The organism is Allokutzneria sp. A3M-2-11 16 (assembly GCF_024213555.1).
GTDB lineage: Bacteria > Actinomycetota > Actinomycetes > Mycobacteriales > Pseudonocardiaceae > Allokutzneria.
On the sequence record NZ_JANAVO010000003.1, the window covers coordinates 102,658 to 121,221 of the forward strand.

Annotated in this window: 16 protein-coding genes and 1 pseudogene; 4 read left to right on the forward strand and 13 right to left on the reverse strand. The window is 69.6% G+C overall.

The genetic code is table 11. The annotated features are described in order from the left end of the window. Positions 1–573: 573 nt before the first annotated feature. On the reverse strand, positions 574–804 hold the full coding sequence (locus tag NLX83_RS22245) for a hypothetical protein (RefSeq protein WP_254237056.1): 231 nt from the start codon (positions 802–804) through the stop codon (positions 574–576). Here NLX83_RS22245 and NLX83_RS42285 point away from each other — a divergent pair. Together NLX83_RS42285 and NLX83_RS22250 are read left to right on the forward strand one after the other, a co-directional pair. Next, positions 803–979: pseudogene (locus tag NLX83_RS42285) on the forward strand (hypothetical protein); the annotation flags it as partial. The gene NLX83_RS22245 and the pseudogene NLX83_RS42285 overlap by 2 nt on opposite strands. 112 nt (positions 980–1,091) lie before the next feature. Beyond that, a complete protein-coding gene (locus tag NLX83_RS22250) occupies positions 1,092–1,358 on the forward strand; it encodes a hypothetical protein (protein WP_254237057.1) in 267 nt (88 codons plus the stop codon). A gap of 211 nt (positions 1,359–1,569) precedes the next feature. Here NLX83_RS22250 and NLX83_RS22255 read toward each other — a convergent pair whose 3' ends face one another. Together NLX83_RS22255 and NLX83_RS22260 are read right to left on the reverse strand one after the other, a co-directional pair. After that, positions 1,570–1,806, reverse strand: a complete 237-nt coding sequence (locus NLX83_RS22255; RefSeq protein ID WP_254237058.1) for a hypothetical protein — start codon at positions 1,804–1,806, stop codon at positions 1,570–1,572. Further along, positions 1,758–2,174, reverse strand: coding sequence for a nuclease-related domain-containing protein (locus tag NLX83_RS22260; protein WP_254237059.1), 417 nt, complete (start codon positions 2,172–2,174; stop codon positions 1,758–1,760). Before NLX83_RS22260 ends, NLX83_RS22255 begins: the two co-directional genes overlap by 49 nt. Before the next feature lie 455 nt (positions 2,175–2,629). On the opposite strand from NLX83_RS22260, the gene NLX83_RS22265 reads away from it, so the two are divergent. After that, a complete protein-coding gene (locus NLX83_RS22265; RefSeq protein ID WP_254237060.1) occupies positions 2,630–2,935 on the forward strand; it encodes a hypothetical protein in 306 nt (101 codons plus the stop codon). A gap of 516 nt (positions 2,936–3,451) precedes the next feature. Here NLX83_RS22265 and NLX83_RS22270 read toward each other — a convergent pair. Both NLX83_RS22270 and NLX83_RS22275 read right to left on the reverse strand, forming a co-directional pair. Next, positions 3,452–3,820 (reverse strand): histone-like nucleoid-structuring protein Lsr2, encoded by a 369-nt coding sequence (locus NLX83_RS22270; RefSeq protein WP_254237061.1) that lies wholly within the window; start codon positions 3,818–3,820, stop codon positions 3,452–3,454. Positions 3,821–3,919: 99 nt separating this feature from the next. After that, complete coding sequence (locus NLX83_RS22275; RefSeq protein WP_254237062.1) at positions 3,920–5,401, reverse strand: MFS transporter; 1,482 nt, start codon at positions 5,399–5,401, stop codon at positions 3,920–3,922. Positions 5,402–5,504: 103 nt separating this feature from the next. On the opposite strand from NLX83_RS22275, the gene NLX83_RS22280 reads away from it, so the two are divergent. Beyond that, positions 5,505–6,389: a helix-turn-helix transcriptional regulator gene (locus NLX83_RS22280; protein WP_254237063.1), complete on the forward strand. Its 885-nt coding sequence runs from the start codon at positions 5,505–5,507 to the stop codon at positions 6,387–6,389. Between the two features lie 66 nt (positions 6,390–6,455). Here the strand turns inward: NLX83_RS22280 and car are convergent, their stop codons facing one another. From car to NLX83_RS22320, 8 genes are all read right to left on the reverse strand, one after another. Continuing rightward, positions 6,456–9,857, reverse strand: a complete 3,402-nt coding sequence (car, locus tag NLX83_RS22285; protein WP_308209351.1) for a carboxylic acid reductase — start codon at positions 9,855–9,857, stop codon at positions 6,456–6,458. Between the two features lie 31 nt (positions 9,858–9,888). Continuing rightward, complete coding sequence (locus NLX83_RS22290; RefSeq protein WP_308209352.1) at positions 9,889–11,763, reverse strand: anthranilate synthase family protein; 1,875 nt, start codon at positions 11,761–11,763, stop codon at positions 9,889–9,891. Further along, positions 11,760–12,404, reverse strand: coding sequence for an isochorismatase family protein (locus tag NLX83_RS22295; RefSeq protein WP_254237065.1), 645 nt, complete (start codon positions 12,402–12,404; stop codon positions 11,760–11,762). Before NLX83_RS22295 ends, NLX83_RS22290 begins: the two co-directional genes overlap by 4 nt. A 71-nt stretch (positions 12,405–12,475) precedes the next feature. Beyond that, complete coding sequence (locus NLX83_RS41935; RefSeq protein WP_254237066.1) at positions 12,476–13,648, reverse strand: 3-deoxy-7-phosphoheptulonate synthase; 1,173 nt, start codon at positions 13,646–13,648, stop codon at positions 12,476–12,478. Positions 13,649–14,013: 365 nt separating this feature from the next. Then, entirely contained in the window at positions 14,014–15,024 is a 1,011-nt protein-coding gene (locus NLX83_RS22305; RefSeq protein ID WP_254237067.1) for a hypothetical protein, read from the reverse strand. A 115-nt stretch (positions 15,025–15,139) separates the two neighbouring features. Beyond that, the gene (locus tag NLX83_RS22310) at positions 15,140–15,550 is read right to left on the reverse strand and encodes an N-6 DNA methylase (RefSeq protein WP_254237068.1); all 411 of its coding nucleotides are present in this window, start codon (positions 15,548–15,550) and stop codon (positions 15,140–15,142) included. A 50-nt stretch (positions 15,551–15,600) separates the two neighbouring features. Then, positions 15,601–17,331 (reverse strand): ABC transporter ATP-binding protein, encoded by a 1,731-nt coding sequence (locus tag NLX83_RS22315; protein WP_254237069.1) that lies wholly within the window; start codon positions 17,329–17,331, stop codon positions 15,601–15,603. A gap of 2 nt (positions 17,332–17,333) precedes the next feature. After that, entirely contained in the window at positions 17,334–18,560 is a 1,227-nt protein-coding gene (locus NLX83_RS22320; RefSeq protein ID WP_254237070.1) for a cytochrome P450, read from the reverse strand. Positions 18,561–18,564: the final 4 nt, after the last annotated feature.

Genomic DNA, 18,564 nt, shown 5'->3' on the forward strand with positions numbered 1-18,564 from the left:
TGAGTTGCGCCAGCGGATCGTCGCTGAGCTTCGCCGAGACGCCGGCTCCGATGTGGTGGCCCTGATCGACGCCGAACTGGAAGTGGCCGTGCTGTTCGCTAAGGCTGCTCGTGGGGGCGGTCCTGCCTGGGCGCTGCTGGAATGGTCAGGCGCTCGACCCGTTCTGACTCTCGGTGGTCGCGCGGAGGACGAAGCCGGGCACGGCAGTCCCGGGCAGCGCGGAGAAGGCTTTACGCGGGCGGTCCTTCCCGTTTGCCTGCCGTGAAGGCATGCCGGGCCGATGTCCTCCCTCTCGATGCGACCCGCATGGATACGGGTTGTCTCAAGCTGTCTTTCTCTAAAGCTGGTGTGGGTGAGCTCGTGGCGTCTGTGTCGTGAGCGGCAGTGTGTGCGCTGTTTGAGGCACGGAGAGGTCGTGCTACCGGGCCAGGCTGGCGAAACCGGCTTCAGCGTGCATCCCGTTCTGCTGGACGCCGCGTGCGCGACCATGGTCGGATCGCCCTTGCACACCATGCAGACGCGAGGAACCAACACGTGCGTTCTCACCAGGACCACGACCAGCGAGTATCTGCCTTACCGTCGATGGCGTTTGTAGGCCCAGCCGCTGGCGCCGCGGTTCCATAGTGCGGCGAGGGCGCGCCAAACTAGAGTCCGCAACGGTGGCGCCAGCAGAACGAAGTGCCCGACGGAGATGACATGCGGGGAGCGCGCCAACGTAGAACCGGCATCGGGCAGCGATTTCGCGGTGGAGGTCAGCACCGTCGCCGACACCGTGGTGATCACGGTCTCTGGTGAGCTCGACATGTTCACCGCCCCCGAACTCGATCACCATCTAGCGCACGTTCTCGGGGCCTCCAACGTGGTTGTGCTCGATATGACCAGGACAACCCTGTGCACCTCCACTGGCCTGGCCACGCTACTCGGTGCCATCGCCTCCGGGATCGATCTCCGCGCCGTCGTCTCCCTTCAAGTCGCCCACGCCCTGAAACGCGCCGGAGTGGACAACCAGGTCACGCTTTACGACTCCGTCCAGGCCGCCACGCTGAACCCCAGGGGAGCAGGAAAAGCTGGTCCGGACTATCGCCGCCGTCGTGCGCACGCTCGTCGACGACTTCCCGAGCCTGGTCAACGCGATCACGGCCGACATCGTCCGAGATGCCGTCGAGCGGCAGCATCGGCAGCCGGAGCCAACGTTCGAATGCATCGTCGACCACCCGATGCTGGCGCACTGGAAGCTGGTTCCCCGACGAGACGAACCCTCGCGCGTCCGCCTGGCCTGTCTGCGCCTGCACCTGACCACCGATGATCACGGCCGCGAGCAGCGCATCAACCAGGTCCTCGACAAGCTTCCCGCCTGATCCGGACCACATGGCCAGGAACGGGCGCACCACCAGGTGCGAATGATCCATCCCCAGAGACGGGCGCACTGTGTTTACGCGCTGTCGGTCGATTACCGGCTGGGTGGCTGCGTCGGTGGGAAGTGACCGCGACGACGGCGACTACTGACCGGTGGCGTCGAGGTCGTAGCGGATGTTGGGGGCGCTGACGTAGCGGTGCAAACGGTCGATGTCATCCGGATCGGCCGGGCGCCGCGAGCTCCGGCAACCACTCGTCAAGTTCGGCGGCTGCGACCTCGGCGTCGTTGAGCACGCACAACCGCGCGTTGTGGTGTGAGAGGAACCGCGCTGTCGGGAAGCTGGGGTGGTCGTAGGCGGTGGTGTCCGGGACCACCCAGACCGCGATACCGCCTTTGTCGGTCAGGCGGAAGGGCACTCCCGCGCGGGAGTAGGCCTTGCGGTCGTCCATCCACGGCTTCGGGCTGCTGCTCCCGTCGTGCGCACGAGCACTCCCCTGCCCTGGTGGACTTGCAGACTGCCTGCTCCGCAGCCCTTGGCGTCGATCATCAACCACTCAGAACCGGTGAGGACGATGTGGTCGATGTTGCTGCCGCCCAAGCTGATCGGTTCGACCCCGGCCCCGGAGATGTTGTTCAATCCGATCAGGTCATGAAAGACATGCACCTCATCCGGTCTGCCCGCCAACCAGAAGTGCAGCATCTGCGCCACGCGCTGCTCGAAGAACGCGCCCCGACGGGCGTTGCCCGTTCCCGAGCACGCCCACTGTGCCGACTCCTGCAAGCTCAGGCCTGCCCGGCCGTGAACCACCGCGCCCATGCCGCACCCTCTGCCGATCCTCGTCGCCAGCCGAGGATGACAGGCTCCCCTGACAGAAACCGGAGCATTCGTGTGCGCGTTGCCCGATCGAGAAGTCAGCTCCGTCGCGGCGCCATGGTCAGTGAATCCGGTGCGCGACGCCTGGTCCGTGAGTGCGGCAGCGAAGGACCTGGCGGTGCACCCCGTCATGGGACAGCGCAGCTGACTCCGCGCGGGTAACAGCCCGTGGCAGACGGAGGCCACCGTCGCCTGCCCGGCTCGCACTCGGGATGCTCCCCAGGCCCACTTGTTTCGGCGATGCGTTCGGGTATGTGCCCCACCGTCGCCAGGGACACAGCCAGTGAGGTCCTACCCGTCAGGCGTTGACATCAACAAGCCACGGTGGCGTTCCGGGCTCCTGGTGGTGGGTGGGCCGCGCCGGAGCGCGGTATGGGTGAAACACGAGGTAGATCGCTATGCAGGTGGGCGGGAGTGTCTCGCGTGCGCTGCTGATCGGCGTCGAGAACGTCGTCGGATCGATCGCTCCACGTCCGGACACTGTGCGCAGGTGCGTCTCGGAGGTCATCGCGGCGCCGCACGGCGGGGGAGCGCTCGACCATGTCGCGGCGTTCGCGGAACTGGGCGTCGACGTGCTCACGGTAGAGCCGGGACAAGACGCCGCGGATCGCGCGTTGCTGACGCGTGCCCGGGAGCTCGCGACAGCGAGGTGTCATGAATTCGTCGTCGCCTCGGCGCGACACGATGGCTTGCTGGGGCGGTAACGAGTTCTGAACAAGGGCCCCGCTCAACGTCCTGGGGAAGAGCGGGTCGGATGGCGGGAGCCTCGCCGCGTCACCACGGACGGTTGTCGTCGCACCTTTCTCCTGCTGGGCGCTTGTTCCTTGGGCCGGATCTGGTTGTCGCACGATCGAGAACGCATGTCATCGGATCGAATATCGCTCGCCTCGAAAAATGGGCGACGCCGGCGCCGCTGGGGGATAGCGCCGACGCCGCCCACGGTGTCCGCGCACGGCGCGGACACGGCATCCTGCGGCGGGCTTCCCGCAGGTGACGACGACACAATTGCATTGGGCAACATTGCAGCGTGACGCTCGCTGTGAATTGGCACAGCCGATGTCATCTATCTTAGTTGCCCGAAGAATAGCTCGTCAAGGTTCGATGCTCTTTTGAATTGTTTTATCGAATAGGTCGGCGCTGTGGCCAGTTTGGTTGCCGAGGGTGGCCGTCGAATTGCCGGGCGTGCGACAGCGCCCCGCCATCGCGCCGCATTGCGCCCATTACGACCAGGGTGTCGCGGGCAAGGACTTCGCCACCTTGTAGGCGTGGAGAACGGCGTGGGGAAGCGGTCCGCCGTCGGCGATCTCGTGCCCGTTCATTCGTGCCCACGTGCGGATGGCTTGGAAAACCTCCCTGCCGCGCTCCGAGCCACCGTCATCCCACAGGCAGGCTCCGTGCTCGTTCAGCCTGTCGACGGGCCGCGCCGCCTCGACGAACGGGGCGAGTACGGTGCGGAGCCTGTTCGCGTTCGCTTTGTTCAGGTCGATCTCGTACGTCTGGCCGTCGAGACCGAACTCGACGCACGCGATGCTCGGGGCCTCGACACCGTCGAGGTCGTCGATCAGCTGAACGATCATGCGCTGGGCCATTCTCGGATCTCCCTCGCAGGACAAGGAATCAGGGGTTTCTCCAGCCGACGGCTCCCCCGCTCGCGGGCAGGGGAACCGTCGATCGGCGGTCCCGCCGGTTCAGTCGACGGCGTCGGCGCCGGAACGGGACCGGGGAATCCAGCGCACCGCCAGCAGGCCGAGCAGCGCGCAGAGGGCTCCGGCCGTCGCCGTGGCGACGTGCAGGCCGGTGAGGAAGGCGCTCTTCGCGTGGTCGGCGACCGCGGGCGCGAGACCGGGGAGCTGAAGGGTCTCGTTGAGCGTGGGCGCCAGCTCCGGGCCGCCGACGCGGAACAGCAGGGTGGCGAGCGAGCCGAGGAGCGCGATGCCGAGCGCGTTGCCGATCTCGTTGCTGGTCTCGGCGATCGCGGCCGCGGAACCGGCGCGTTCTTCGGGCACCGCGGCGACGGCGGTCTCGGCGACGAGGCTGAAGGAGACGCCGTAGCCGATGCCCGCGACGACGGTGGAGGCGACGAACCAGCCGACTCCGGCCGAGGTGGTGGCGGGCAGCAGCAGGAGCAGTCCGCCGGCCATGCAGAAGTGGCAGGCGATGAGCGCGGCGCGCTTGCCGATCCGCTCGACGATCGCGGGCGTGTAGACGCAGGTCAGCGTCAGCACGGCGGCGCCGGGGAGCGCGAACAGGGCGGCGGTCAGCACCGAGAGGCCGAGCACCGCCTGCAGGTAGGTGGCGGTGAGGAAGGCCGCGGCGGACCAGGCGACCAGGGACAGCAGCCCGGTGATGGCGGCGATGGTGAACACGCGGTCGCGGAACAGGCTGATGTCCACCAGCGGGTGGTCGAGCTGGCGCTGACGGCGCAGGAACCACCACAGGAGCGCGACCCCGAGGACCGCGGCGGCCACCGACAGGGTCGACAACCCGTAGGCGGCGCTGTGCTTGATCCCGTAGACCACCGCCAGCAGGCCGACGGCGGACAGGCCCACGCTCAGCGCGTCGACGCTGCCGGGACGGGTGGCGCGCACCTCGCGCAGCAGGAACGGGGCGAAGGCCAGGAACACCACCACGACCGGGATGTTGACCAGGAACACCGAACCCCACCAGAAGGCGCTCAGCAGCTGACCGCCGACGATCGGGCCGATGGCGAATCCGGCGGCGAAGGTGGCCGCGAAGATGCCGATCGCCCTGGCCCGCTGCCGCGGGTCGACGAACAGCTCGCTGAGCACCGCCAGCGCCGAGGGCAGCAGGGTCGCGCCGCCGAGCCCCATCAGCGCCCGGAAGACGATCAGCAGCTCGGCGCTCGGCGCGAACGCCGCGGCGGCCGAGCCGGCTCCGAACAGCACCGCCCCGATGAGCAGCAGCCGCAGCCGCCCGTACCGGTCGCCGATGTTGCCGAAGGCGATCAACAGGGACCCGACCACGAACCCGTAGATGTCCAGGATCCACAGCGCCTGGTCGGCGGTCGGGCTCAGCTCCGAGGTGATCTTGGGCATCGTCAGGAACAGGATCGACCCGTCCATCGACACCAGTAGCACCGGACCGAGGATCACCAGCAGTCCGAACCAGGCCCGGCGGTCAGCCGAGCGGGACACCAACGCTTCACTCATGCACAGGACGGTGCGGGCAGGAGACGTCGCCAACCAGCCCCCTGCTGTGGGTACACCTGACGGGTATAGGCACCGCTGTGACCGCCTGCCTACCATCGCGGTCATGAAGTCGGAGAGCCTCGGCGCCTTCCTCAAGACCCGGCGCGACCGCGTCACCCCCACCGACGTCGGTCTGCGCACCTACGGCACGGCTCGCCGCGTCCCCGGCCTACGACGCGAGGAGCTCGCCCAGCTCGCCGGTGTCAGCGCCGGGTACTACACCCGACTGGAACAGGACCAGGCCACCGCGGCCTCCCCGCAGGTCATCGACGCGCTCGCCCGGGTCCTCTGCCTCGACACCGCCGAGACCACCCACCTGCACAACCTCGCCCGCCGCCCGGCGATGCCGAGGATGTCGCGCCCCGAGCCCGAACAACCGCACCCGCGCGTGCTCGCCCTGCTGAACTCCCTCAGCGAGACCACCCCGGCCATCGTCCTCGGGCGCCGCGGCGACGTGCTGGCGTGGAACGGCGCCGGGCACTCCCTGGTCGCCGAGCACGTCGACTTCGACGCGCCCGACGACCTGGAGCGCAGGCCGTCGATCCCGCGCATGTTCTTCCTCGACTCGCACACCCGCGAGCTGCACCGCAACTGGTCGGAGCTCGCCCGCATCCACGTCGCCTACCTGCGGCTGACAAGCGGGCGGTACCCCACGGACGGGCGCTTGGCGGAACTGATCGGCGAGCTCACCATGCACAGCGCCGAGTTCGCCTCCCTGTGGGCCACCGGAGACGTCGCGGACTGCACCGAGGGCCCGATGGACCTGCGGCACCCGATCATCGGGGCCATCGACGTCGCCTACCAGGTGTGGCTCCAGCCCGATAGCCCCGACCACCGGCTTGAGGTCTACACCCCGCGGGACGCGGCCTCCGCGGACGCGCTCCGGCTGCTCCCCCGCGAGCACGGGGTGCTGCCGAGGGACCACGACCGCACGTCGGCGCGGGGCTAGCCCTCGGGGCGTGGTGCGGAAGCCGTCGGACAGCTCCCACACCACCCCGGGACGTGGCCAGTACGGCTAGATCACTTTCAGGCGCTCCAGGTCGGTGACGTACTTCGCGATGAGCGAGCGCGACAGCCGGGGGATGTCCTGGACCGCCGCGCGGAACCGCGCGGAGGGGATGGCCGATCCGCGGATCGGCTCCTCGGGCTCCCTGAGGGAGTGGATGAGCGGCAGCATCGAGTGCTCGCGCCGTGCGTCGGGCTGGGCTCGGATCGCCTGTTCGAACCGGGCGAGCCAGTCCCCGTAGTCGTCCACCCGCTCGATCCTGTGCCCGTCCTCGACCAGCCAGTCGACGAAGGTGTCCAGCGAGATCCCGTCGTCGTGCGGGTTGACCAGGTTGAACGTCCGGTACCCCGCGACCGTGCTCCCGCCGAGCGCGATGACCGTGGCCGCGGTGAAGTCCACGGGGAGCCCGTCGTAGTGGGCTCGCGGGCGAGTGCCCTCGTCATCTGTGCGGTAGAAGGAACGCGGCGCGATCCTCGTGGTCAGCACGCTGTGCAGGAGCCGCGTGAACATGTCCGGGAGGTTGAGCTGCCCCGCGTACCGGCTGTGGGCGAGGATCATGTTCGAGCGGAACGTCGTGACCGGCAGGCCGTAGGCGTCGTGGGCCTCCCGCAACAGGACCTCACCGGCCCACTTGCTGGTCGCGTACCCACTGGCGTACTCGTCCCCGTCGACTGGCTGTGACGGCATCACCAGGCGCACGTCGGCGTCCTCGTCCACAGGGGACGGTTCCGGCGACGCGGTGGCCACGGCGACGCTGGAGAGGTAGGCGAAGGACTTGACCCGCGTGGTGAGGCCGAGGCGGATGAGCTCGGCGGTCCCGGCCACGTTGGCGTCGAAGAGGTGGTTGTAGGGCAGCACGTGGTTCACCAGCGCCCCGGCGTGCGCGATGTGGTCCACCTCGCGCGCCAGCCGCTCCCAGGTGTCGTCGTCCAGACCCAGCCGTGGCTCGGCGATGTCACCGGCCAGGACCTCCAGCCCGTGCTCGGCCAGCTCACCGAACCGGGCGGCCAGCTCGGGATCCTCGCCGGCGAACGCGTCGTCGAGCCGCGCCCGAGCCGCGCCCGCCTCCTGCCCGCGCACCAGGCAGATCACCTTTCCCCCCGCTGGAGCGAGCTTTTCCAGCCACTCCAGGCACAGGAAGCGCCCCAGGTATCCGCTGGCGCCGGTGAGCAGGACCGTGCGCGGCGACCCCGACGGCCCGGGCAGCGCGCGGACGTCCTCGACGTCTCCGAGTTCCATGAACTTGTCCAGGCTGAGGTCGTCGGCGTGGACCACGGTGCTGTCGCGGCCGTGCACGGCGGCGAAGGTGGCCCGGTGCGAGCCCACCGCGCGGGTGGTCTCGATGTAGTCGGCCAGGCGCCGCAGATCCGACGCGGGACTGATCACCATGTCCACCGGGACCCGGACCTCGAAGACGTCGTCGAGGAAGTCGGAGAACGTGACCGCTGACAACGAGTCCCCGCCCAGCTCCCGGAACCTCGCCGTCGCGGCGACCTCCGTCGTCGGGCTGGCGAGGAGGGCCCGCACCGCCCGTCGCACGGTTTCCAGCACCGGCCGTTCAGCGCTCAGGCGGCGCACGTCGCGGAGCTCGTCGACCTCGCGCGCGGCCGTCTCCTCGTAGAGCTGTTCGAGGCGGTCGCCGTAGCGCTCGCGAAGCCTGGGCCGCAACAGCTTGCGATGATCGGAGAGCAGCCCGTTGGCGTGGCTGAACGCCTCGGTCTCGACCAGCAGGGCGCGCGGGATCTCGTAGGAGTTCAGCCCCGCGTCCTTGGCGATGGCGACCATGGACTCGCTCAGCATCCGCTTGAGGTCCTCGGTGTCACCGCCGGCGCGGTCGAGGGCGTCGGGGGTCGGCACCACGACGGCGAGCAGGTAGGAGCGCTCGCTGTTGCCGTAGACGAAGATCTGCCGCACCAGCGGGCTGGCCGCGAAGATCGACTCCAGGCGCGCGGTGGCCACGAACTCGCCCTGGGACAGCTTCAGCACGCTCTTGCGGCGGTCCAGGATGGCGATGCGCCCCGGTTCCAGCTCCGCGACGATGTCGCCGGTGCGGTAGTAGCCGTCCTCGTCGAACAGCTCGGCCGTCAGCTCCGGCTGCCGGTAGTAGCCCGGGATCATCGCCTCGGTCTTGAGCAGCAGCTCACCGCGCGGGTGCGGGGAGTCGGTGCGGTAGTACCCGAGGTCGGGGACGTCGGCGAGCCGGTAGTCGGTCACCGGCGGGCGCAGCAGCTCCCCGTTGACGGAGACGGCGGCCGCCTCCGTGGACCCGTAGATGATGTTGAGCTTGAGCCCCAGCAGCGACTCGACGAACGTGGTCAGTTCCTTCGACAGCGGCGCGGAAGCGGAGCTGGCCCACTTGACGCGCCCGCCGAGGGTCTTGGTGCGCAGGTCCGCCATGACCTCGGCCTCGACCGCGTCCTGGTCGACCGCGCCCGTCGAGCGCCGGTCCAGCTCGCTGCGGAACTTCTGGAAGAGCATCTCGCAGATCCGCGGCACCAGCGACAGCTCGGTGGGGCGCGCGAGACCGATGTCCTCCAGCAAGGTCGACAGGTCGCTGCTCGCGGTGAAGTAGCTGACCCCACCGCGGGTGAAGGTGCTCTTCAGCGAGGAGTGCCCGGCGACATGGCTCATCGGCATGTAGTTGATGTTGCTCTCGCGCTCGTCGGAGAACAGGCTCGACCAGGCGCCGCCCCACATGGCGGCGGCCAGCCGCTCGGTGTACATCGCGCCCTTCGGCGTCCCCGTGCTGCCCGAGGTGTAGATCAACATCGCCAGCGGGTCCTCGCCCTCGTCGGGCACGAACAGCGGGGCCGACGGCAGGGCGTCCGCGCGGCGCAGGACGTCCGACAGTGCTTCCACGACCGCGGCGTGCCCGGCGGCGGCCAGCCGCTCCCGTGCCGCGTCGAAGCGCTCCCGCTGGTCGTCGACCTCGTGGTGGTGGTCGAAGACCAGGAGCCGTTGGACCGACGGGGTCACCGCGACCGCGTCGACCGCCGCTTCCAGGCGCTCGGAGCTCGCGGCGACGACCCGCGGCTCGGTCTCCTCCAGCAGCGCCTCCAGCTGCGCGGGTGAGGCGCTGGTCTGCAACGGCACGTTGACGGCGCCGAGGTGGATGCCGGCGAGGTCGACGGTGGCGTAGTCGCGGCTGGTGAACCCTAATAAGGCGACTCGGTCCCCTGGGCGCAGCGCGTGCGCGGGGTGGTGGTGCAGGTCGCCGGCCAAGGCGCGGACGCGGTCCCACAGTTCGCCGAAGCTCGTCGTCTCGTACCGCGGCAGGAGGCGGACGGAGACGCGATCCGTGCCCGGGTTGCGCACGAACTCGCGCGCGCGCTCACCGACGGCGGGACGGTCCGCGTAGCGCTCCATCGTCGCGGCCATGATCTGAGCGAGTCGCATGGTGCTTTTCTCCACGTGGTGTCACAGGTTGGGAAGGGGGTCGGGATCAGGCCACGGACAGCTTCGACACCAGCTCGCCCAGCAGGCCGCTCATGATCGCGGGCCCGTTCTGGGTGAGGACCGACTCCGCGTGGAACTGGATCGAGGCGAAGTGCGGGCCCTTCAGGGCGTGGACCTGGTCCGTGTGGCCGTCGCGGCTGACCAGGACGGTGCCGACGGCCGGGTGGCGCACCGCGTCGTCCGGGCTGGTCGCCACGAAGGTGTTGTAGAAGCCGACGCGGTGCGGGACCCCGAAGAGGTCGATGGCCAGCTGGGTGCCCTGGTTGGGCACGTCCCGGCGCACCAGGGGCAGGCCGAGCTTGGCGCTGAGCACCTGGTGGCTCAGGCAGACCGCCAGGAACGGCACGCGTTCGGCGAGCAGCACGTCGAAGGTCTCCGCGAGGTGCGCGATCTTGGGGTCGTCCAGCTCGCGGGGGTCGCCCGGACCGGGCCCCATGACCACGAGGTCGTGGCCGCGGACGTCGTGCGGTTCGTCGAACCTGCTGACGGTCACCACGAGGCCGAGCGCGCGCAGCTGGTGGGCGAGCATCGAGGTGAAGGTGTCCTCGGCGTCGACGATCAACGCGCGCCTGCCCGTCAGGGCCGGGTCACCGCCGCCCCGGGCCGGCTCCTCGGACAGCCAGAAGTCCGCGATGGTGGTGTTGCGCTCCAGCAGCGCGGCCCGGACCTCGGGGTGCTGGGCGAAACCCGTCCGCTGCCCCGCGCCGAGCGCCGCGAGCAGACCCGCCGCCTTGACCCGCGTCTCCGCGACCTCCGCCAGCGGGTCCGAGTGCCGGACGAGGGTGGCGCCGACGCCGATGCGGACGGTGCCGTCCGCGGCGATGTCGGCGGTCCGGATGAGGATCGAGGAGTCGAGGTCCCGCCTGCCGTCGGCGCCCCGGCTGACGAGGGCGATGAGTCCGCTGTAGTAGGCGCGCCCGTGCGGTTCGTAGTGGCTGATCACCCGGCAGGCGCTCTCCAACGGGCTGCCGGTGACCGTCGGGGCGAACATCGTCTCCCGCAGGATCTCGCCGGGCTCGCGGGTGGTCTGGCCCTGGATGTAGTACTCGGTGTGCGCGAGCTGGGCCATCTCCCGCAGGTACGGCCCGGTGACCCGGCCGCCGCCGTCGCAGATGCGGCCCATCATCTTCAGTTCCTCGTCGAGCACCATGTACAGCTCGTCGGACTCCTTGCGGTCGGCCAGGAACTCCATGACGCCCGAGAGGGTCGGCCCGGCGGACGGGTACCGGTACGTGCCGCTGATCGGGTTCATCACCGCGGTCCCGTCGGTGACGCTGATGTGGCGTTCCGGAGTGGCTCCGACGAAGGTGCGCTCGCCCGTGTGCACGAGGAAGGTCCAGTAGGCGCCGGTCTCGCTGCGCAGGAGCGTGCGGAACAGCGACAGGGCCGCCCCCGTCGTGTAGTCCTGGATCTCGGCGACGTAGGCGCGGTGGATCACGAAGTTGGCGCCCTTGCCCGTGCCGATCTCGTCGGCGATGACCCGGCGCACGATGTCGGCGTAGGCGTCGTCATCGGTGTCGAAGTGCCCGCGGCCCAGCCGCAACGGCACGTCCGGCAACCTGCTCAGCACGTCGCCGAGCGGCAGCAGCGCCTGCTCGCCGACGGTGAGCGCGATCAGCGGTTCACCGTCGTCCACGTGCACGAAGCCGCGTTCGCGGATCTGCCGGTAGGGCACGATCGCCAGCACGTCGTGCCGGGCCGAGCCGACCGGTCCGTCGGGCGAGGGCAGGTCGACCAGCCGGTCGGGGGTGGTGATGTCGCCGGTCAGCACGTCGACCTGGTCGCCGTTGGCCTCCGGCCGGTGGAGCAGGGCGAAAGGGCCGCTCCCCGTCATGACGGCGTCGAGCAGGTCCCCGGTCACAGCAAGGCTCCCTTCATCTGGTCGAGCACGGCGCCGGTCGTGGTGACCACGGCGCAGCGTTCCGCGGCGTAGTTGAGCGCCAGGCGGTGGTACTGCTCGGTGAAGTCCCCGATCGCGTCGGCGACCAGGAACGTGCGGATGTCGTTGGTGTACGCCTCGATCGCCGTGGCCAGCACGCCCACGTGCGCGTACACCCCGCACAGCAGGAGCTGGTCCCGGCCGCTGTCGCGCAGCCGTGCGAGGAGGTCGGACCGGAAGAAGGCGCTGTAGCGCCATTTCGTGAACAGCCAGTCCTCATCGCGCGGGGCGAGCTCGTCGACGACCTCGCGGTCGACCGGGTCGACCCGCATTCCCGGACCCCAGAAGTCCTTGAGCAGACCGCGGTCCGCCTCGCTCATACTTCCTGGTTGTGCCGTGTACGCCACCGGTATTCCCAGAGCCGCGCACCTCTCGCGCACGGCGACGATGTTGCCGACGAGGCGCTCACGCAGCCCCCCGGTGAACGGGCGGACGAAATAACGTTGCATATCGTGGATCAGGACCACAGCACGCTCCGGGTCCACCGTCCACGATGCGATGTTGGCTGGCAGGTCCGCCATCGTGGGCAGTGGGTAGGGGGCGATTTCTGGGATGCCCGTCATCGACAGTCCTCCGAATGTTCACGCAGTGATATCCGAATGGTTATTCCCACGTTCCGGGAATTGCCGGGTTGTCAGCTGCCCCACGCGGTGGCGACGGCGATCGCCTGGTCCGGATTGAGCCGGGGGTCGCAGAAGCTCGTGTACTTGTCGGCGACACCGCCCGCCGCCGACTCGTCCCGGGCGCACTCGGTCACGTCGTCCGGCGTCGTCTCCAGGTGCAGGCCGCCCGCGACGCCGCCCTCGGCCGCGACCGCGACCTGGAAGCGCTGGACCTCGCGCACGACCGTGTCCAGGTAGCGGGTCTTGAGACCGTCGGGGGTGCGCACGGTGTTGCCGTGCATGGGGTCGCACAGCCAGGTCACCGGGTGCCCGGCCGAGCGCACGGCCGCCACCAGGCCCGGCAGCCTCGACGCGACGAGGTCGGCGCCCATCCGGGAGATCAGCGTGAGCCTGCCCGGCTCGCGGTAGGGGTCGAGGCGTTCGGCCAGCGCCAGGAGCTCGTCGGTGCCGATCGTCGGCCCGACCTTGCAGGCGACCGGGTTGGCGACCCCGGAAAGCAGGTCGACGTGCGCGCCGTCCACGGCCCGGGTGCGCTCGCCGATCCAGGGCAGGTGGGTGGACGCCAGGAACGTGCGTCCGGCCTCGTCCTGTCGCAGCAGCGGGACCTCGTAGTCCAGGAGCAACGCCTCGTGGCTGGTCCAGACCGGCGGCGAGATCGGGTGGCGGCGCCCGTGCCCGCCCCAGCCGAGCAGGCGGGTGACCGCCCTGGCGGCCTCGTAGCCCATGAGCAGCCGGTCGGGGTCCGGGCGGCGCCCGTGCGGGTCCGGCTCGGGCGAGTTGACCATGTGCCCGCGGAAGGCGGGCAACTCGACCCCGTTGACCAGCTCCGTCGGGCTGGACCTCGGTTTGGCGAACTGGCCCGCCATCCGGCCGATCCGGACGACCGGCCGGTGCGTGGCCATCTTGACGGTGCCCGCGAGCACGTCGAGCAGGCCGACCTTGCGGGCCACGTGCCCCGCCTCGCATTCGGCCGGATCCTCGGCGCAGTCGCCCGCCTGCACGACGTGGGCCCCGCCCGTGGCGACGATCGCCATGACCGACCTCAGGTGCTGCACCTCCTCCCCGGTCACCAGGCCGGGGCTGTCGGCCAGGGTGTCCCGCACCCGCCCCACGTGAGTTCGGTCCTCCCAGTCCGGCTGCTGCGACGCGCCCCGGAGTGGACGGTCGAGCACGGAGTCGTTCACGTATTCCCCGTTTCTTCATCTTTCAGCCGCGCCGCACCGCACCGCTCTTCGGGCAGCACGACAATCGCGGAAATTTTTCACTGAAGCACAAAGCCTGAACTGCCCAGGGCTGGCTCGAATCCGAAACCCGGATGCGGAAAAGTACGCCGGAACAGTGCGACCAAGGCTATTTGCGCCCCAATAGAACGTCAAGCGTGGTCAAATGGCTTCTTGCATAGAAAAGATTACAATTGCGAGTTCGCGCGAGCGCCGCGATGCTGCGAATGGGGGAGTCATTGTCCAAGCAGTGCAATTTCACGGTCGAACGACGTCCGGATGGTCACTCAAACACGAATAGGCATTCGCCTACAGGGTGAGCAGGAATTTCACATCTCGATGAGCATTGGTCCGACGGACGTCGCGACGGCCATGCGGCCGTGCTCGGTGAACGCCACGTCGTGCACGGTGGCTCGGACGTCGAGGTGGTGCCCACGTCCTGGCGACGCGGACAAGTCGTACAGCGAGAGCCCCGAGTCGGTCAGCACGGCCGCCACCGGGCGTCCCCGCCACCGGCCGAGCCGCGCTCCAACGCGTTTCCCGTGGTAACCGGACAGCTGCGGGCGGTGGACGGCTTCGGCGGCGAGGTCGTAGCAGACGACACCGGTGGGAGCACCGAGCAGGATGAGCGTCGGACCAGCCCGGTCGTCAACGGCGAGCACGCCGACCGGCGGGGTGGGCAGGCGGATCAGCGCCTGAGGAGCGCCGGTGACGGCGCACCGGACGTGCAGCAGGGCTCCATCGACCGCGGCGGCCACCGGACGCCCGTCCCGCCGCCCGAGCCGCCAGTCTCCGGCGCGTGACGCGGGGAGCCTCCACGGACGCGCGACCGGTGCTCCGCTGATCAGGTCGAAGGCTTGGACGTACGGCCCGGTTCCATCCAGCAGGTCCCAGGCGGCGACGACCAGCGACCGGTCTCCTCGTCGCCCGACAACAAGGTCCAGCGCGTCTCGGCTCACCCCACCCAGCGTGTTGCCCCCTGCCTCGGGGTCGAGGGCCCATTGGACGTCGCTGGTCACCGGCGTCGGCGGAAAGCAGACCACCCCCCGGCCCGTGTTGACGACGCAGACGTGGCCGTCACCCACCCTTGCCGTCTCGACCCGCGGTGTGTCGAACGACTGCTCGGACATGATCCAGTCGGACTCGGCCGCGCCGTCCGCCAACCGGTAGACCTTGGTGTTGTCGCCGGCGAACACGCCGTCGAAGGCCCACGCCTCCGTGACCACCACCGAGAGCGGATCTCCCGGTAGCACCGCGAGCGCGGCGGCGGCGACCTCGACGTGCTTGTGCTCGCGCCGCCAAAGAGCGCGCCAATCCCCATCGGGCCCCCTGCTCGTCACGTCCATCTTCTACAGGGGCTTCGACCCGCCCAGCGCTAGCTCGTCCGCCCAGTCGAACGCCCCCGATTTCCTTGGCCCACAACGGCATGGGATGAACTTCACAGGAGTCCGGTGCTCATGCGGTCCGGTGTGAGTATCGCGGTTCGTACACCCGCTGGTGGTATCGGGGCTCAGCGTTTCTTCTCCGCCAGCCATGGCAGGACTGGTGCCAGCGCTGTCGCGGCCACGCTGTGCCCACAGGCCCGAGCGCGGTGCACTCCTCGCGTTGCCGAACGGCTCGGGTGACCCAGTCCTCGGTGAGCGTGTCGCCGACGTCGACGACGACGGTGCCTGCGATCCACGTGACGGTCTGGGGGTCTTTTCCATTGCGGCGCATGGCTTGTGCGGCTGCGCGGAGCATTCCTCCGGTCCCGGCGGTCGGTTCGTGCAGCGTGGTGTGCTCGTCGGGGGTGACCATCTCGGCGAGCAGTGTGGCGACGCAGGCTGGGGTGTAGATCTGGCCGCGTCTGGTCCGGGCGGCTGGCACCGACGCACCCCAAGAGCTCCCTGGGTTCCCCAGGTGAGGACGTCCGCTGCTCAGGATCCGATGAGTTGGCTGGTGGCCAGCTCGCGGTAGAGCGAGTCGGCGGCCAGTAGTTCGTCGTGTCGGCCGGTAGCTCGGATTCGGCCGGCGTCCAAGAGGACGATGTGGTCGGCGGCGGCGACCGTGGACAACCGGTGGGCGATGATCAAGACGGTGCAGCGTTGGGCAATTCGCTGAACTGTGTCGCGAAGGGCTAGCTCGTTACGGGCATCGAGCTGGGAGGTCGCCTCGTCGAGCAGGAGCACGTCAGGCTCGCGGAGCAGGGCTCGCGCGATTGCCAGCCGCTGCCGTTCGCCGCCTGACAGCCGCACGCCTCGCGGCCCGACATCGGTATCCAGACCGTGGGGTAGACGCGCGACCAACTCGGTCAGCCGGGTTGCCCGCAGCACGTCGGTGACGGCTTCATCGGAGGCGTGCGGGGCGGCGTAGCGCAGGTTCTCCCCGAACGTACCGGCGAGCGTGGGCGCGTCCTGCTCGACGTAGCCGACTCGGCGGCGTAGCTCCATTCGTCGGACCGTCGACACGTCGCGTCCGGCCAGCAGGATCTTTCCGGCGGTGGGTTCGTAGAAGCGCTCGATGAGCGAGAAGACGGTGGTCTTCCCCGCACCAGACGGCCCGACCAGCGCGGTCTGGCCGCCACGGGGTGCGGCGAAGCTGATCCCGTGCAAGACCGGCTCGCGGCCGGGGTAGCCGAAGCGGGTGTCGCGGAACTCGATCCCCGGCGCCTCGGCGGCTCGGCTGCCGTCAGCTTCCTCGCCCTTTCCGTCGTGCGGGTCGTCCACGTCATCTTCGGCTGCCAGCGTGGCCACCTCATCGATGCGCTTCACCGCACCGCGACCCTGCTGCAGGGTGGTGGCCGCGGTGACCAGCTGAGCCAACGGTGAGGCGAGGTAGAACACGTAGAGCAGGAATGCCACCAGGGTCGGCACCGACAGCGAGCCGGTGGCCACCAGGGCACCACCAACCCCGAGGACGGTCAGGAACGCCGCCTGCAGGGACAACTCGCTCAGCGCCGCGACCAACGCGGAGTACCGGGCGTCGACCAACCCCGCCCGATAGGAGAGCTCGGCGGCCACGCCAACACCTGCGGTCTCCCGCGCCTCCGCGCCGGCAGCCTTGACGGTGCGCGGCGCGGCCAACGCCCGATCCAACGCCGCGCCAAGCAACCCCACCGCCTGCTGCCCGCGGAACGTCGCGGCCCGAATCTTCGGCAACACGAGCAGGATCAGCACCGCCACCGTGATCAGCACCCCGACCGTGACCACGAACAGCGGCCGGTCCAGCACGAACATCAACACGAGGGCCCCGACCAGCGCGAAGGCGCCGTTGGCCGAATTCACCAGTGCGCCCGTGCAGGCCTCCCGCAACAGCGTGCTGTCCGCGGTCGCCCGGGACACCAGGTCGCCGGGTTGGTAGACGTCCAACTCCGCCAGCCGCAGGCGCAGCAGTCGATGCGCGAGCCGTCGTCGAACGGTGAGTACGACGCGCTCGCCGGTGCGCTGCAGCAGCCACGCCTCGACCGCGTTGATCACAGCGCTGGCAAGCACCAGCGCGGTCAGGAGCACGATCGGAACGAGCAAGCCGGCCTGCGCGGACAGTGCGTCGAGTACGTACTTGGCGGCCAACGGCTGCGCCAGGCCGGCCGCGCTGCCGGCCAGTCCGAGCAGAAGTGTGATCGACAGGGTCCGTCGGTGCGGGCGGACGAGCCGCAGCAGGGTGCGCACGATTACCTCCTGCGCAGCCAGGTCGGGAGGCCGGCGAGCCGGCGTGCGTGGACCGACGGGTCCCGTTCGAGCTCGGCGAACGGTACGGCCAGGTGGGCGTCCGGGAAGTCCTCGCGGAGCACCGCGATCACCACGCGAGCCTCCAGCAGCGCGAGTTGGGCGCCGATGCACACGTGTGGGCCGTCGCCGAAGGTGAGGTCGGGCTGGGGTGGGCGGCCCGGGTCGAACGCGCAGGGCGCTGGGCGGTGGGAAGGGCCGGTGTTGATGCCTTCGATATCGACGAGCACCGGAGCGCCGGCGGGCAGGGTCACGCCCGCGATGTCGATCTCGGTCGTGGTGAAGCGCCACAGCGTGAACGGCGAAGGCGGGTAGAGCCGCAGTGCTTCGGTCACGAACGCGTCGATCGCGTCGTCGTCATCGTCGCCGGTGGTGACGAGGTGACCGGCGAGCTGGTGGGCGAGCAGGAACCCGAGAAAGGACTCGGTGGTGACCTGGCCCGCGAAGATCAGCCCGGTGATCATGTAGAGGAGCTCGTCGTCGGAGACGTCGAACTCGGCTCGGGCCCGTTCGGCGATGAGGTCGGTGAGGGTTCCGGTGTCGCGCTCCTTGCTGGTGCGGATGGCCGCGGCCACCATGGCTTCCAGCTCGCCGAAGCCCGCGGAGACCTGTGCGGCGTCGCCGTGGGTCATGGCTTCGCTGGCCTGTTTCGCCTGGGCCAGGTCGTCCAGTGGGACCCCGAGCAGGTCGCAGATGACCATCAGCGGGTAGTGGGTGGTGAACCGCGCGACCAGGTCGGTGGGTTCTCCGGTGCGGCTCGACTCCTCGGCCAGCTCGGTGAGCAGGTCACGGGCGATAGTCGCGATGCGGTCGCGGCCGAGCAGGAGCCGGCGTCGGGTGAACGCCGGGGCGTGCGCGCTACGCAGCCGTCGGTGCTCGGTCCCGTCCAGGGTGGTCAACGACCGGACCTCGGATGCCGGTGGCTCGAGGCTGGGATCGAGGCCGTGCCAGTGCGCGGGCGCCAAGGCCGGGTCCTTGGCGAACCGCGGGTCGGACAGCACCTCCCTGGCGAGGGCGTCCTCGGTGACGATCCACACCGGACCGCTGACCGGTACCTCGACCTGAACCAGCGGTCCGGCGCGACGCAGTGTGTCGTGAACTGCGGGCCGATCCCCGATTCGGCTGCCGGAGGCGACGAACGGGTCCTCGGTGACGCGCGGGGCATCGGGCATGTCA

Excerpts from the sequence above, each read along its gene's own strand:
- NLX83_RS22245 (WP_254237056.1), bottom strand. The coding sequence starts at position 804 with ATGTCGAGCTCACCAGAGACCGTGATCACCACGGTGTCGGCGACGGTG.
- NLX83_RS22255 (WP_254237058.1), bottom strand. The coding sequence starts at position 1,806 with ATGGACGACCGCAAGGCCTACTCCCGCGCGGGAGTGCCCTTCCGCCTG.
- NLX83_RS22260 (WP_254237059.1), bottom strand. The coding sequence starts at position 2,174 with ATGGGCGCGGTGGTTCACGGCCGGGCAGGCCTGAGCTTGCAGGAGTCG.
- NLX83_RS22265 (WP_254237060.1), top strand. The coding sequence starts at position 2,630 with ATGCAGGTGGGCGGGAGTGTCTCGCGTGCGCTGCTGATCGGCGTCGAG.
- NLX83_RS22270 (WP_254237061.1), bottom strand. The coding sequence starts at position 3,820 with ATGGCCCAGCGCATGATCGTTCAGCTGATCGACGACCTCGACGGTGTC.
- NLX83_RS22275 (WP_254237062.1), bottom strand. The coding sequence starts at position 5,401 with ATGAGTGAAGCGTTGGTGTCCCGCTCGGCTGACCGCCGGGCCTGGTTC.
- NLX83_RS22280 (WP_254237063.1), top strand. The coding sequence starts at position 5,505 with ATGAAGTCGGAGAGCCTCGGCGCCTTCCTCAAGACCCGGCGCGACCGC.
- NLX83_RS22295 (WP_254237065.1), bottom strand. The coding sequence starts at position 12,404 with ATGACGGGCATCCCAGAAATCGCCCCCTACCCACTGCCCACGATGGCG.
- NLX83_RS22320 (WP_254237070.1), bottom strand. The coding sequence starts at position 18,560 with ATGCCCGATGCCCCGCGCGTCACCGAGGACCCGTTCGTCGCCTCCGGC.